Here is a 14440-nt window from a genome sequence, read left to right as displayed (position 1 = left end):
GCTGACAAATGTGGGAGGGGGCTTGCCCCCGATGAGGCAGGTACAGGCAACACTACGCCCTGAACTGCCCCAGGCTCGCCTTCAACTGCGCCGCCAACCCATCCAGCACCTTGCCACTGGCGGTGGTCTCCACCACCGCCTGCGCGGCACGCTCGGCCTGGGCATGGATTACCTCCACCCGACCACGCACCGCATGGGCGCCCTGGGCCTGATGCTCGGCTGCACGTGTTGCCAAACCAATCGCGGCATGTACCTGCTCCACCGAGGCCTGCACCGTCTGCTGCAAACGCACGCTGTCACGCAGCACCAACAAGCCTTCGTTGGCCTGGCGCCCAGCCTTGCCGATGGTTTCCACCGCCTCCCGCGCGCCCTGCTGCAACGCCACGATATGCGCCTGGATATCGCCGGTGGAGCTTTGGGTCTTGCTCGCCAGTGCGCGCACCTCATCCGCCACCACCGCGAAGCCGCGCCCGGTTTCACCGGCACGTGCCGCCTCAATCGCCGCGTTGAGTGCCAGCAGGTTGGTTTGCTCGGCAATACCGTGAATCACGGTCAGCACCACCTCGATCTGCTCGCTTTGCTGGGCCAGGCGCTCGATAACCGTGGAACCTGCCTGCACCTGCCCCGCCAGTGCCTCGATCAAACTGCCGACTTCAGCCGAGGTGCGCGAGTTCTCGTCCGTGGCCTGACGAATATCCACCACCTGTTGCAACGCCGCCTGCATGGCGTGGCTTTCAGCCTGAGCTTCATCTGCCATCTGCGACAGCGCACGCAGACTTTCAGCCACTTCATCACGCTGCAAGCCCGCGGCCGCATCGGCACCGGCGTTGCGCAAGGTCATGGCGCCGATTTCCACACCCGTTCGCTGGGCTACATCCCCCGCCTCACGCACGATGGGCTGCAACTTATCCACAAAGCGATTGACCGCCGAGGCCATGTCGCCGATTTCGTCCTTGCTGCTGATTTGTACGCGCTTGGTGAGGTCGCCCTCGCCCGCCGCCAGATCATCCATGGCCGCGATCAACAGCTTCAAGCGGTTGACCACGCGACGACCCAGCACAACAGCGATCAACAGCAATACGCCAAGACCGACCAGCGCGAGCCCCATGCCAATGCGCCAGCGCAGGGTGCCGGCAGCGTCCTGGACGGCGCTGGTGGTGTTGGCCGTCATTTGGGTGGCTGTGGCTTGCGCAGATTGCAGACGGGCGCCCATGGCCGCAGCACTGTCGGCCGCTGCGCCCTTGAGGCTGTCGCCGACCAGTTGATCACCACTGGCGATCAGCGCCGCGAAACGCTTGTCGAGCGCTTGCAAGTCAGCTTCAACCGCAGCTGTCGAAACCCCCATGCGCACCTTGCCGATCTCTACACCATTCGGGCTGATGGACGCTTCCACGTAGAACACAGAAGGATCATCCTTGGCCGCATCCAGCACTTTATCCAGGGCACGATCACCCTTGCCCTTTTCCAACAACGCCTGGTTGATCGGGTTTTCACGGTTCAGGTAGCGAGTCAGGTGCTCACCTGCCGCGTCGTCATACACCACAAACAGCACGTTGGGATTGCGCTGGGCGCGTCGGGCGAACTCCGACAACGTCGGCACGTCACTGTCCCACATGGCGCGGGGCGCCACTGAGGCGAGCAGCTGTGCCATGTCATTGGCGGAGTCTTTCAGGTCTTTTTCCAGGGTTGCACGCAGTTGCTTCTGCTCTTCCTGCAGGCGAGCCGAGAGCCCAGCGGTCAGACGTTGGCGAGTGCTTGTCGACAAGCTATCGAGACTGGACGTGACTTCCTTGCCAGCCTGGGCCAATTCGCCGGACAGCTTCTGGCTGTCGACACCCAGGCGATTGCCCAGATCAGCCTCCAGTGCAGTGACCGTGCTTCGCGTCAGGGCGACCGCCACCAGTACTTGCACCAAAAGAGCGATACCTAGGGTAACGAACACCGGCCGCAACAGACGGCTTTGTAACAATGAGAGAACGGCAGACATCGGGAATCCCTCCATCACGGGTGCCATTAATTTGATAGCACCGCGAAAGAAAGAACCAAAGCAAGGGTCGTGCCGCTCGGGCGACAGAAACGACAAAGGGCTCCCGAAGGAACCCTTTGCTTTTTACATCAACAGCTTATTAAGCGAACGGATGACGCAGAACGATGGTTTCGTTGCGGTCCGGCCCCGTCGAAATAATGTCGATCGGCGCGCCAATCAGCGCTTCAACACGCTTGATGTACGCACGGGCATTCGCCGGCAGCTCTTCCAGGGTCTTGGCGCCCACGGTCGATTCGGTCCAGCCCGGCACTTCTTCGTACACAGGCTGCAGGCCTACGTAGCTGTCAGCGTCAGTCGGGGCGACATCTTTACCTTCCGCATCTTTATAACCAGTGCAGATATTGATGGTTTCCAGACCGTCGAGCACATCCAGCTTGGTCAGGCAGATGCCCGAAATGCTGTTCACGTCGATAGCGCGACGCAGGATAACGGCGTCAAACCAGCCGCAACGACGGGCACGGCCGGTGGTCGCACCAAACTCGTGACCTTGCTTGGCCAAGTGAGCGCCGACTTCGTCGAACAGCTCAGTCGGGAACGGACCCGAACCGACACGGGTGGTGTAGGCCTTGGTGATGCCCAGGATGTAGTCCAGGAACATCGGGCCCACGCCCGAACCGGTCGCCACGCCACCCGCGGTGGTGTTGGAGCTGGTCACGTACGGGTAAGTGCCGTGGTCGATGTCCAGCAGGGAGCCTTGGGCGCCTTCGAACATGATGTCCTTGCCGGCGCGACGCAGGTCGTGCAGCTCGGCGGTCACGTCCAGCATCAGCGGCTTGAGCAGCTCAGCGTATTCCTTGCACTCGGCCAGGGTCTTTTCGAACTCGATGGCCGGCTCTTTGTAGTAACCGACCAGCATGAAGTTGTGGTAATCCACCAGTTCACGCAGCTTGTCTTCGAAGCGTGGCATGTTGAGCAGGTCGCCCACACGCAGGCCACGACGTGCGACCTTGTCTTCGTAGGCCGGGCCGATGCCGCGACCGGTGGTGCCGATCTTCAGCTCGCCACGGGCTTTTTCACGGGCCTGGTCCAGCGCAACGTGGAAGGACAGGATCAGCGGGCAGGACGGGCTGATACGCAGGCGCTCGCGCACCGGTACGCCTTTTTCTTCCAGCTTGGTGATCTCACGCAGCAGGGCATCCGGTGCAACTACTACACCGTTGCCGATCAGGCACTGCACGCCTTCGCGCAATACGCCCGACGGGATCAGGTGCAAGACAGTTTTTTCGCCATCGATGACCAGGGTGTGGCCAGCGTTGTGCCCACCTTGGTAGCGCACTACGGCGGCAGCATGTTCGGTCAGCAGATCAACGATCTTGCCTTTGCCCTCATCACCCCATTGGGTGCCCAGGACTACGACATTCTTACCCATAACACTTGTCCTCATTCGCGCAAACTTGGTGCCGGCGATGGCCGGCAGGAAAACTCAAGAAGCCAGTGGCGATACTTGCCAAAGCCCGTTCTGCAGAATCAATTGCCGGTCGCAGTCCGCTTCACGGGCGGCGGCCAATGGCTGGCCAGGCAAGGCCTGGACAACACGCTGACCCTCACTGCGCAACTGGCAAACCTGCTGCCAGAGTGCTGCGTCCGTACTGTCGGGCATCCAGATGCCACCAGACGGCAGCTCGACCTCAGCACGCCCCAGGGTCACCAGGGTTTTCAAATCGGTGGAAAAACCAGTGGCCGGACGCGCACGACCGAAGTCAGCGCCGATATCGTCATAACGACCGCCTTGGGCGATGGCCTGGCCAACGCCCGGTACAAATACGGCGAACACCACACCGGTGTGGTAGTGGTAACCGCGCAACTCACCCAGATCAAAGTACAGCGGCAGCTCCGGGAAACGCGCCGACAACTGCTCGGCAATTGCCAGCACGTCATCCAGTGCCGCCAGTACCGGCGCCGGCGCATTGGCCAGGCGCTCACGGGCTGCCACCAGCACTTCACGGCCGCCACACAGGTTGACCAGTGCGCGCAGCATGTCGGCCAGATCGGCAGGCACGCCAGCGGTCAAGGCGATGACTTCATCGATAGCCTTGCGTTGCAGGGCATCGAACAGCTGTTGTTCAACTTCACCAGACAAACCGGCCGCACGGGCCAGGCCACGGTAGATACCTACGTGACCCAGGTCCATGTGGACATCCGGTACGTCGGCCAATTGCAGCATGGCCAGCATCAAGCTGATTACTTCAACGTCGCTGCTTGGGCTGGCATCGCCGTACAACTCGGCGCCCAACTGGATCGGGCTGCGGGACGACGACAACGCACGTGGCTGAGCATGCAGCACGCTACCGGCGTAACACAGGCGGCTCGGGCCTTCTCGGCGCAGGGTGTGCGCATCGATGCGCGCCACTTGCGGCGTGATATCGGCACGGAAGCCCATCTGACGGCCCGACTGCGGGTCGATGACCTTGAAGGTGCGCAGATCCAGGTCCTGGCCCGCGCCGGTCAGCAGGGATTCCAGGTACTCGATATGGGGGGTCACGACAAACTCGTAACCCCAGCTCTGGAACAGATCCAACACCTGGCGGCGCGCTACTTCAATGCGCGCAGCTTCTGGTGGCAGTACTTCTTCGATGCCATCTGGCAGCAGCCAGCGGTCTACCGTTGCCATTACGCCATTCCCCTTTGATCCGGGCGGCCAGCCCTCGGCCGAGCCTTGAGTGAAGCAGAAAACACCCGCCCCCTGCATAAACCACGCGCAAGAGCGACGTGACGAATGGCCTGCAATCGGCCTCGTCGGGCACTTTCCTCGAAAAACCTGTCACGCCTGCCGAATCAAACATGCAGACGCAAAAAAGCCGGGAATTTCCCGGCTGCCGCATCATACACCCGTTTTCTGAAAGGATCACCCCGCCTGGCGTTTTAGCCGCCCGACGGAGTGCTTCCTACACAGTGACGAGCTGATTACTTGGCCTTTTCCAGGTAGCGGAAGAAATCGCTACTTGGGTCCAGCACCATGACGTCGGTTTTGTTCGCGAAGCTTTCACGGTAGGCACGCAGGCTACGGTAGAACGCGTAGAACTCCTGATCCTGACCGTAGGCCTTGGCGTAGATCGCCGCGGCTTGAGCGTCGCCATCACCACGGGCCTCTTCAGACTCGCGATAGGCTTCAGCCAGCAGTACACGACGCTGACGGTCGGCATCCGCACGGATACCCTCGGCCAACTCGTTACCCTTGGCGCGGTGCTCACGGGCTTCACGTTCACGCTCGGTGCTCATGCGCTCGAACACGCTGCGGTTCACTTCCTTCGGCAGGTCGATAGCCTTGACCCGGACATCGACCACTTCGATGCCCAGCTCTTTTTCCGCCATGGTGTTCAGCGAACGGGTGATGTCAGCCATTAGCGCGTCACGCTCACCGGATACCACCTCGTGCAGGGTGCGCTTACCAAACTGGTCACGCAGGCCCGATTCCAGACGACGCGACAAGCGCTCGTCGGCAATCTGCTTGAGGCCGGAGGTCGCGGTGTAGAAGCGCTCGGCATCCTTGACGCGCCACTTGGCGTAGGCGTCAACCATCACGGCTTTCTTTTCCAGGGTCAGGAAGCGCTGTGTCGGTGCATCCAGGGTCATCAGGCGGGCGTCGAACTTGCGCACCTGGTTGACGTAGGGGACTTTCACATGCAGGCCCGGCTGGACATCCGCCTGGACCACGCGACCGAATTGCAGCAGCACCGCACGCTCGGTCTGAGCCACGATGTAGAAGCAGTTCCAGGCAGCGATGACCACGACGACACCCACAATCAGGGCGGTCAGCGATTTATTGCTCATCAACGACTCTCCCTGGTACGTGTTTGCTGTTGCAGCAAGTCGGCGGCCGCACGGGCGCTCGCTTCGTTGGCAGCGGCATTGGAACCGGTGGACGGTGCGCTGGTGCTGCTACGACCACCTTCGATCATCTTGTCCAGCGGCAGGTACAGCAGGTTGTTCTGCCCACCCTTGCTGCCGGTCACGAGAACCTTGCTGGTGTTGCTGAAGACTTCCTGCATGGTGTCCAGGTACAGACGCTCACGCGTGACTTCCGGCGCCTTGCGGTACTCGGCAACCAGCTTGGTAAAGCGATCCGCCTCACCCTTGGCACGGGAGACCACTTCGTCGCGGTAACCGTTGGCATCCTCGAGGATGCGCTGGGCCTGACCACGGGCTTCCGGCACGACGCCGTTGGCGTAGGTTTCAGCCTGGTTGCGCGAACGCTGCTCGTCTTCACGGGCGCGGATCACGTCGTCGAAGGCTTCCTGTACTTCACGCGGTGCGGCTGCGCTCTGTACGTTCACCTGGGTGACGGTGATACCGGTGCGGTAGGTGTCGAGGAACCGTTGCAGGCGCTCCTTGATCTCGCTGGCCATCAATTCACGCCCTTCGGTCAGCACCTGGTCCATCGCGGTCGAACCGACGACGTGGCGCAGGGCACTTTCGGTGGCGTGTTGCAGGCTGATTTCCGGCTGGTCAACGTTCAGCACGAAGTCCTGCAGGTTGCTGATCTTGTACTGCACGGTCAGCGGCACTTCGACGATGTTCTCGTCTTCGGTCAGCATCTGGCCCTGCTTGGTGTAGGCACGCTCACGCGTGACGTTCTCCATGTACTTCTTGTCGATCGGCGGGAAATAGATGTTCAGGCCCGGACCGACGGTTTCGTAGTACTTGCCGAAGCGCAGCACCACGGCCTGCTCCTGCTCGTCCACCACGTAAACGGCGCTGTACAGCCAAACGGCCGCCAGCACGACAAGACCCAGGCCCAGCAAGCCATAGCCACCGCCCTTGCTTGTGCGACCGCCGTCGTCACCACCACGTTTTTTCCCACCACCGAACAACCCATTCAGGCTTTCCTGCAGCTTTCGGAAGGCCTCGTCGAGATCTGGTGGCCCCTTGCGGTCGCCATTATTGCGGCGTTTACCACCCCAGGGATCCTGATTATTCGAGTTGCCACCCGGCTCATTCCAAGCCATAGCGCTCTCCATCTGATAAAGCAAAGACGCACCCACGGCGCGCCGACCAATGCTACAGAATGCCTGCCACTGCGGCACAACCGCTTTAGGAGGCTTTTATTGCAAAGTGTGTTGTTCGATGAACTCTGTCGGTACCACGCCTTCACGGCTGACCAGCCGATTCAGCTCCGAGCGCGGCAATCGAACGGCCAGCAAGCTGACACCCTCTTCGTCGTGTTCTTCTTTCTGTACCGCGCCCAACTCGAAAAACTGTGCACGCAGTCGAGCAAAACGCTGGGGCAAGCGCAAGGTGCCAACGAACAAATCGCTGCCGAGCAACTCGGCAATGGCTTGTTCAAGCAACTCGAGACCGCTGCCATCACGCGCCGACAGCCAGACCCGCTGGGGCTTGCCGTTCTCATCGCGCTGGATTTGTGGCTCAACGCCCTCAAGCAAATCGAGTTTGTTATAGACCTCGAGGATCGGCAAGTCCTGGGCGCCAATCTCGCCCAGCACCAGCATCACCTGTTCAATCTGCAACATGCGATCCGGTTCCGCCGCATCGATCACGTGCAACAGTAAGTCGGAATTGCTCGACTCTTCGAGCGTAGACCGAAATGCCTCGACCAGCTTGTGCGGTAAGTGACGAATGAAACCCACGGTATCGGCCAGGACAATCGGCCCCAGGTCGTCAAGATCCAGACGGCGCAGGGTCGGGTCGAGGGTGGCGAACAGTTGGTCGGCCGCGTACACGTCCGACTTCGTCACGTTGTTGAACAGTGTGGATTTGCCGGCGTTGGTGTAACCCACCAGGGACACGGTCGGGATATCCGCACGGGAACGGCCACGCCGCGATTGCTCGCGCTGGCTGCGCACCTTCTCGAGGCGACCCTTGATCTGGCGCAGGCGAACCCGCAGCAGGCGTCGGTCGGTTTCGAGCTGGGTTTCACCCGGGCCGCGCATACCGATACCGCCACCCTGGCGCTCAAGGTGAGTCCAGCCGCGGACCAGCCGGGTGCTCATGTGGTCAAGCTGGGCCAGTTCGACCTGGAGCTTGCCTTCATGGGTACGGGCGCGCTGGGCGAAAATATCGAGAATCAGACCGGTACGGTCGATCACGCGACACTCGAAGACACGTTCGAGGTTACGTTCCTGACTGGGCGTGAGGATGTGGTTGAAGATCACCAGATCGGCTTCTTCGGCGTGGACCAGGTCGCGCAGTTCCTCGACCTTGCCGCTGCCAATCAGGAATTTGGCGGTTGGCCGATGACGCGGCACGTTAAAAAACGCAACGGTCTCGGCGCCGGCCGAATTTGCCAACTCCTGAAACTCCTGCGGATCTTCGCGCGCCTCAGGGTCCTGTCCATCCAAGTGAACGAGGATCACTCGCTCACCACCACCGTGGCGCTCAAAGAACAAAGGAGACTCCTATCAGGCGTTACCTGCCTCAACGTCACCCTGTTCATCACCCGCTGCGCTAGGCAGACGGATTGGACGAACTGGAACGACTGTCGAGATAGCGTGCTTGTAGACCATCTGGCTGACGGTGTTTTTCAGCAGGATCACGAACTGGTCGAACGACTCGATCGTACCTTGCAGCTTGATACCGTTGACCAGATAGATGGAAACCCCCACTTTCTCTTTACGTAAAGTATTCAAGTAAGGGTCTTGTAGCGAATGCCCTTTTGACATGTGCCGCACTCCTTTAAGGATCAATAATAAAAAATCGGAAAATAGATAGCTTATGGCCGTCACACCCCCAAGGATAGACGGCAATTGCAAGGACTCAGCTCAATATGGAGACCGTTCCCAAGTATTTCAAGGCGCGTGACAGATTGTCGCTGTCCAGGCTGTCCAGCCAGTGCAAATCGCTCCAGCTGCGCAACCAGGTGAACTGGCGTTTCGCCAATTGGCGCGTGGCAATGATGCCGCGTTCCTGCATTTCGGCTGACGTCAGCTTGCCATCCAGATGATCCCAGACTTGGCGGTAGCCTACGGCACGTATCGAAGGCAACCCTGGATGCAGGTCACCTCTGGAACGCAGAGCTACGACCTCGTCCACAAACCCCTGTTCCAACATAATTGTGAATCTTTGTGCAATTCGTTCATGCAGCACCTGGCGATTTGCCGGAGCGATGGCCAGATTCGCCACAGTATAGGGCAATTGTGACTGTCCCGAAGCGCCTGCGTCAGCACTTTGCGCACTTTGTTTGCGCCGGTGTTCAGTCATGGTCTGCCCGCTCACACGCCAGACTTCCAGGGCGCGGGTGAGGCGCTGGGGGTCATTGGGGTGAATGCGTGCGGCGGAGACCGGGTCGACTGCCGCCAACTGGTCGTGCAGGGCTTGCCAGCCAAGGCGTGCCGCTTCTTCTTCGAGCTCGGCGCGCACCTGGGCGTCGGCCGGGGGCATATCCGCCAGGCCTTCCTGCAAAGCCTTGTAGTAGAGCATCGTCCCCCCCACCAGCAGCGGGATATTGCCCCGTGCGGTGATGTCGGCCATGGCGGCGAGTGCATCGGTACGAAAATCTGCAGCCGAATAGCTCTCGGACGGGTCGATGATGTCGATCAACCGGTGCGGATACTGGGCCAGAAGCTCTTTCGAAGGCTTGGCGGTGCCGATGTCCATGTCCCGGTAAACCAGGGCAGAGTCGACACTGATCAGCTCGCACGGCAACACCTTGGTCAGCTCGATGGCCAGGTCGGTCTTGCCGGCGGCCGTGGGGCCCATCAGGAAGATCGCGGGGGGCAAGGCACTCATCAACGGCCGCGCAGGAATAGTTTGTCCAGATCGTCCAGGCCCATCTGGGTCCAGGTCGGTCGGCCATGGTTGCATTGCCCGCTGCGCTCGGTGTTTTCCATGTCGCGCAGCAAGCCGTTCATTTCCGGCAGGGCCAGGCGGCGGTTGGCGCGGATGGCGCCGTGGCAGGCCATGGTGCCGAGCAGCTCGTTGATGTGCGCCTGGATGCGGTCACTGGTGCCGTACTCCATCAGGTCAGCCAGCACGTCAGCCACCAGCCGGTTAGCCTCGGCCTGCTTGAGCAGCGCGGGAATCTGGCGGATGGCCAGGGTTTCCGGGCCAAGGCGTTGCAATTCAAAGCCCAGTTTCTGGAACACGCTGTGGTGCTCTTCGGCGCAGTCGGCCTCACGCTGGCTGACTGCCAGGGATTCCGGCACCAGCAGCGGCTGCCCACTGAGGCCTTCGCTGGCCATGGCAATCTTGAGGCGTTCGTACATGATCCGCTCGTGGGCGGCGTGCATGTCCACCAGCACCAGGCCGTGGGCGTTCTCCGCCAGGATGTAGATGCCCTTGAGCTGCGCCAACGCGTAACCCAGCGGCGGAATATCACCACCGCCCTCCGGCAAGGCGACCGGCGCCCCCGGCTCAGCCCCCGGCAGCGGTGCAAAAAACTCGCGATACGCAGCCTGGGCTTCGGCCACCGGCACCGCCGATTGCGGGCGCGGGGTGTATTGGTACTGATAACCCGAGCCGGAGCCGGCATTCGGCGCGGTATACGAAGGTTGCTGCTGTGGCGATTGCAGCAGGTTTGCCGCCAGGCTCATTTCGCCTTGAGGGCCGAACTCACCAGCTTGCGGGCCACTCGGCCGGACCACTGCCGTCACAATCGGTGCGGACAACTGATCATCCGGACGCACATCCCCCAGGGTGCGGTGCAAGGTGCCATAGAGGAAGTCATGCACCATGCGTCCATCACGGAAGCGCACTTCGTGCTTGGTGGGGTGCACGTTGACGTCCACCACCGACGGGTCGACCTCAAAGAACAGCACAAACGTCGGGTGACGCCCGTTGAACAGCACGTCGCGATACGCCTGGCGCACCGCATGGGCCACCAGCTTGTCGCGCACCGCTCGGCCGTTCACGAAGAAATACTGCAAGTCCGCCTGGCTGCGGGAGAACGTCGGCAACCCGACCCAGCCCCACAACCGCAAGCCATTGCGCTCGATTTCAATCGGCAGCGCCTGCTCCAGGAAACCCGCGCCGCAAATCGCCGACACCCGGCGCGCACGCGCAGCGTCATCGTTGGCTTCATGCAGGCTGAGGATGGTCTTGCCGTTATGGCGCAGGTGGAAAGCCACGTCGAAGCGGGCCAGGGCCAAGCGCTTGATGACTTCCTGCAGGTGATCGAATTCGGTTTTCTCGGCCTTGAGGAATTTGCGTCGCGCCGGGGTGTTGAAGAACAGGTCGCGCACTTCCACCGAGGTGCCGACCGGATGCGCCGCCGGCTGCACCCGAGGTGCCATGTCGCGGCCTTCGGTTTCCACTTGCCAGGCTTGTTCGGCGCCGCGGGTGCGGGAGGTCAGGGTCAGGCGCGCCACGGAACTGATGGACGCCAGGGCCTCGCCGCGAAAGCCCAGGCTCATCACCCGCTCAAGGTCTTCCAGGTCGCGAATCTTGCTGGTGGCGTGACGCGCCAGAGCCAGCGGCAGGTCATCGGCGGAAATGCCGCTGCCATCGTCACGCACGCGCAACAGCTTGACGCCGCCCTGCTCCACATCGACGTCGATGCGCCTGGCGCCAGAGTCGATGCTGTTTTCCAGCAGCTCCTTGATCACCGATGCGGGGCGCTCGACCACCTCGCCTGCCGCAATCTGGTTGGCAAGGCGCGGGCTCAGCAGCTCAATGCGCGATCCGCTGTTCAGGAGTGATTCGCTCATTACTGTGCCGCCAATTCAGTGCCGGGGATAGTCAACACCTGGCCGACTTTCAATTCATCGGTTTTCAGGTTGTTGGCGCTGCGCAAGGTCGCGGCCGATACCTGGAAACGCACCGCCAGCATGGCCAGGGTGTCGCCCGGCTGCACGCGATGGTCACGCGGGCCCTGGGCGATTTTCCCCGAGTCACGCAGCCAAGCGATGTAGGTGCCCGGCGGCGGGTTCTGCTGGAAGAACTGGCGGATACCGGCACTGATCGAACGCGCCAGCGCCTGCTGGTGACTGGCGCTTGCCAGCTTCGAGGCTTCGTTGGAGTTGGAGATAAACCCGGTTTCCACCAGGATCGAGGGGATATCCGGCGATTTCAGCACCATGAACCCGGCCTGTTCCACACGCTGCTTGTGCAGCGAGGTGACCCGGCCGATGTTGCTCAGGACCTTCTGGCCCACGTTCAAGCTGGACGTCAGCGAAGCGGTCATCGACAGGTCCAGCAGCACGCCGGCGAGCATTTTGTCCTTGTCATCGAGGGACACGTTGCCGGCGCCGCCGATCAGGTCGGAACGGTTTTCACTGTCGGCCAGCCAACGGGCGGTCTCGGACGTAGCACCTCGATCCGACAGGGCAAACACCGAGGCGCCAAACGCGGCGGCCGAAGGCGCGGCGTCGGCGTGGATCGACACAAACAGGTCGGCGCCTTTCTTGCGGGCGATTTCGGTACGGCCGCGCAGCGGAATGAAGTAGTCGCCGGTACGCGTCAGCTCGGCGCGGTAGCCCTTCATGCCATTGACCTGGCGCTGCAGTTCGCGGGCGATGGCGAGTACCACGTCTTTCTCATGCTGGCCGCGTGAGCCGGAAGCACCCGGGTCTTCCCCCCCGTGACCGGCGTCAATCACCACGATAATGTCACGCTTGCCGGCCGGGGCCGGTGGCGGCGGTGGCAGCTTGACCTGCGGTTGCGACGGGTTCACCGGCACCGCCGGCACCGTTGCCACGCTTGGGGTCGGCGCAGGCGGCGGCGCGGCATCGGCGGCGTTGTCGAACAGATCGACCACCAGCCGGTTGCCGTACTGGGCGTTGGGCGCCAGAGAGAAGCTTTTGGGGGTCACGACCTTTTTCAGGTCGATGACCACGCGCAAATCGGTCGGCGTACGCTGGGCCGAACGCATGGCGGTAATCGGGGTGTTGGCGGTGGAGACTTTCAACGGCGCGGCCAGGGTCGCGCCGTTGATGTCGATCACCAGGCGATCAGGCGCCGTCAGGGTAAAGACGCTGTGCTGGACCGGGCCAGACAGGTCGAACACCAGTCGCGTGTTATCCGGCGCTCGCCACAGGCGAACACTCTTCACCTGTGAAGCAGCCAGAGCATTGACAGTCATTGCCGCAAGCAACACCCCCACGACAGCAACCAACGCGCGAAAGCGCATACCTAACCCCACCAATTATTTGAATTCCAATGCCAAAGCCGCGCACCACGACTGGCCGCGCACGCTCTGGGGCAACAACTTCAACTGACGTCCATGCTCATGCGGCGTAATGGTAATGGTCAGGTCGGGCTTTGGCAAAAAGCCTGTGCCTTTATCTGGCCACTCGATCAGGCACAGCGCATCTTCGTCGAAGTAATCCCGGATACCCATGTATTCCAGTTCTTCGGGATCGACCAGGCGATAGAGGTCGAAATGGAACGCTCGCACGTCGCCGATTTCGTAGGGCTCTACCAGGGTGAACGTCGGGCTTTTTACCGCCCCCGTGTGGCCCAACCCGCGAATGATCCCCCGGGACAGCGTGGTCTTGCCCGCCCCCAGGTCGCCTTCCAGAAAGATCAGCCCCGCTCCCGCCGTGACCTGGGCGATGCGCTGGCCGAAGGCAACCATGGCCTCTTCATCGACCAGGAAAAGAATTACTTCAGACACGGTGACTGCTCCTCCAGCAATTGACGAATGGCAGGGATCAGGTCACTGGCGGCCAACCCGCGACCGAACGTGCCCTGGCGATCTCCCGCCGTTGCGTGCAACCACACGGCCAGGCAGCTTGCCTCATAGGCTGGCATGCCCTGGGCCAGCAGTGCACCCACCAGACCGGCCAACACGTCGCCCAGCCCTGCCGTGGCCATCGCCGGGTGGCCTTGGTCACAGCGTGAAACACGCCCGTCCGGGCTGGCAATCAAACTGCCTGCGCCCTTGAGAATAGCCACTGCGTTGAATTTCTGGCTCAACGCGCGCGCCACCTTAAGGCGATCGGCCTGAACCTCGGCTGTCGACAGACCCAACAACCGCGCCGCCTCCCCGGGATGCGGTGTGATCACGCAGTTGGCCGGCAAGCTGACGCTGCCGGTGGCGAGTTGATTCAAGGCGTCGGCGTCCCACACCTGCGGCTGGCTGGCGTTGGCGGCGACCGAAAGCAGGCTTCTGCCCCAAGACGCGTCACCGAGCCCAGGCCCGATCACAATGACCGAGATCTTTTCCAGCAGGCCCATCAGTTGGTTGGCCGAGGCGACGCCGACGGTCATGACTTCCGGCAGTCGCGCCAGGGCCGCGGGCACATGCTCCAGGCGAGTAGCCAGGGACACCATGCCCGCGCCGCTGCGCAAGGCGCTTTCGGCACTCAGCAGCGCTGCGCCGCCAAAGCCGTGGTCACCACCGATGACCAGCAGGTGGCCGAACCGGCCTTTATGGGCGTCCGGGGAACGCGCAGCGAGTTGCGGCAAATGGCCGTGCAGCAGCGGTTGTACGTCGGTTATTGCGTGTTTTGTCTGCGGCATGCGTCTTCAAGCTCCGATGTCTGGCAGAATTATACCTAT

General features: G+C 61.8%; 12 protein-coding genes. All 12 read right to left on the bottom strand.

The genetic code is table 11. From position 1 onward, the window contains the following. Positions 1-52: 52 nt before the first annotated feature. Positions 53-1987 (bottom strand): methyl-accepting chemotaxis protein, encoded by a 1935-nt coding sequence (locus tag BM017_RS17365; RefSeq protein WP_071491675.1) that lies wholly within the window; start codon positions 1985-1987, stop codon positions 53-55. Positions 1988-2126: 139 nt separating this feature from the next. Then, entirely contained in the window at positions 2127-3416 is a 1290-nt protein-coding gene (locus BM017_RS17360; protein WP_071491676.1) for an adenylosuccinate synthase, read from the bottom strand. A gap of 54 nt (positions 3417-3470) precedes the next feature. After that, on the bottom strand, positions 3471-4658 hold the full coding sequence (locus BM017_RS17355) for an ATP phosphoribosyltransferase regulatory subunit (RefSeq protein WP_016972601.1): 1188 nt from the start codon (positions 4656-4658) through the stop codon (positions 3471-3473). Positions 4659-4951: 293 nt separating this feature from the next. Beyond that, positions 4952-5818: a protease modulator HflC gene (gene hflC / locus BM017_RS17350; protein ID WP_025857365.1), complete on the bottom strand. Its 867-nt coding sequence runs from the start codon at positions 5816-5818 to the stop codon at positions 4952-4954. Next, the gene (gene hflK, locus BM017_RS17345) at positions 5818-6993 is read right to left on the bottom strand and encodes an FtsH protease activity modulator HflK (protein ID WP_028615515.1); all 1176 of its coding nucleotides are present in this window, start codon (positions 6991-6993) and stop codon (positions 5818-5820) included. Before hflK ends, hflC begins: the two co-directional genes overlap by 1 nt. Before the next feature lie 96 nt (positions 6994-7089). Beyond that, entirely contained in the window at positions 7090-8391 is a 1302-nt protein-coding gene (gene hflX / locus BM017_RS17340) for a ribosome rescue GTPase HflX (RefSeq protein WP_071491677.1), read from the bottom strand. Positions 8392-8403: 12 nt separating this feature from the next. Then, positions 8404-8664 carry an RNA chaperone Hfq gene (gene hfq, locus BM017_RS17335; RefSeq protein WP_058423463.1) on the bottom strand — a complete coding sequence of 87 codons (261 nt, stop codon included), beginning with the start codon at positions 8662-8664 and terminating at the stop codon, positions 8404-8406. A gap of 94 nt (positions 8665-8758) precedes the next feature. Beyond that, positions 8759-9730, bottom strand: a complete 972-nt coding sequence (gene miaA / locus BM017_RS17330; protein ID WP_071491678.1) for a tRNA (adenosine(37)-N6)-dimethylallyltransferase MiaA — start codon at positions 9728-9730, stop codon at positions 8759-8761. Then, positions 9730-11646, bottom strand: a complete 1917-nt coding sequence (gene mutL / locus BM017_RS17325; protein WP_092246619.1) for a DNA mismatch repair endonuclease MutL — start codon at positions 11644-11646, stop codon at positions 9730-9732. Before mutL ends, miaA begins: the two co-directional genes overlap by 1 nt. Then, positions 11646-13067 (bottom strand): N-acetylmuramoyl-L-alanine amidase, encoded by a 1422-nt coding sequence (locus tag BM017_RS17320; protein WP_025857370.1) that lies wholly within the window; start codon positions 13065-13067, stop codon positions 11646-11648. Before BM017_RS17320 ends, mutL begins: the two co-directional genes overlap by 1 nt. Before the next feature lie 15 nt (positions 13068-13082). Continuing rightward, positions 13083-13553: a tRNA (adenosine(37)-N6)-threonylcarbamoyltransferase complex ATPase subunit type 1 TsaE gene (tsaE, locus tag BM017_RS17315; protein ID WP_071491680.1), complete on the bottom strand. Its 471-nt coding sequence runs from the start codon at positions 13551-13553 to the stop codon at positions 13083-13085. Then, positions 13541-14401, bottom strand: a complete 861-nt coding sequence (locus BM017_RS17310; protein ID WP_092246616.1) for an NAD(P)H-hydrate dehydratase — start codon at positions 14399-14401, stop codon at positions 13541-13543. The genes tsaE and BM017_RS17310 overlap by 13 nt, the downstream gene beginning before the upstream one ends. Positions 14402-14440: the final 39 nt, after the last annotated feature.

The organism is Pseudomonas sp. NFPP04 (assembly GCF_900113815.1).
Taxonomy (GTDB): domain Bacteria; phylum Pseudomonadota; class Gammaproteobacteria; order Pseudomonadales; family Pseudomonadaceae; genus Aquipseudomonas; species Aquipseudomonas extremorientalis.
This window is presented reverse-complemented; position numbering and strand designations above follow the sequence as displayed.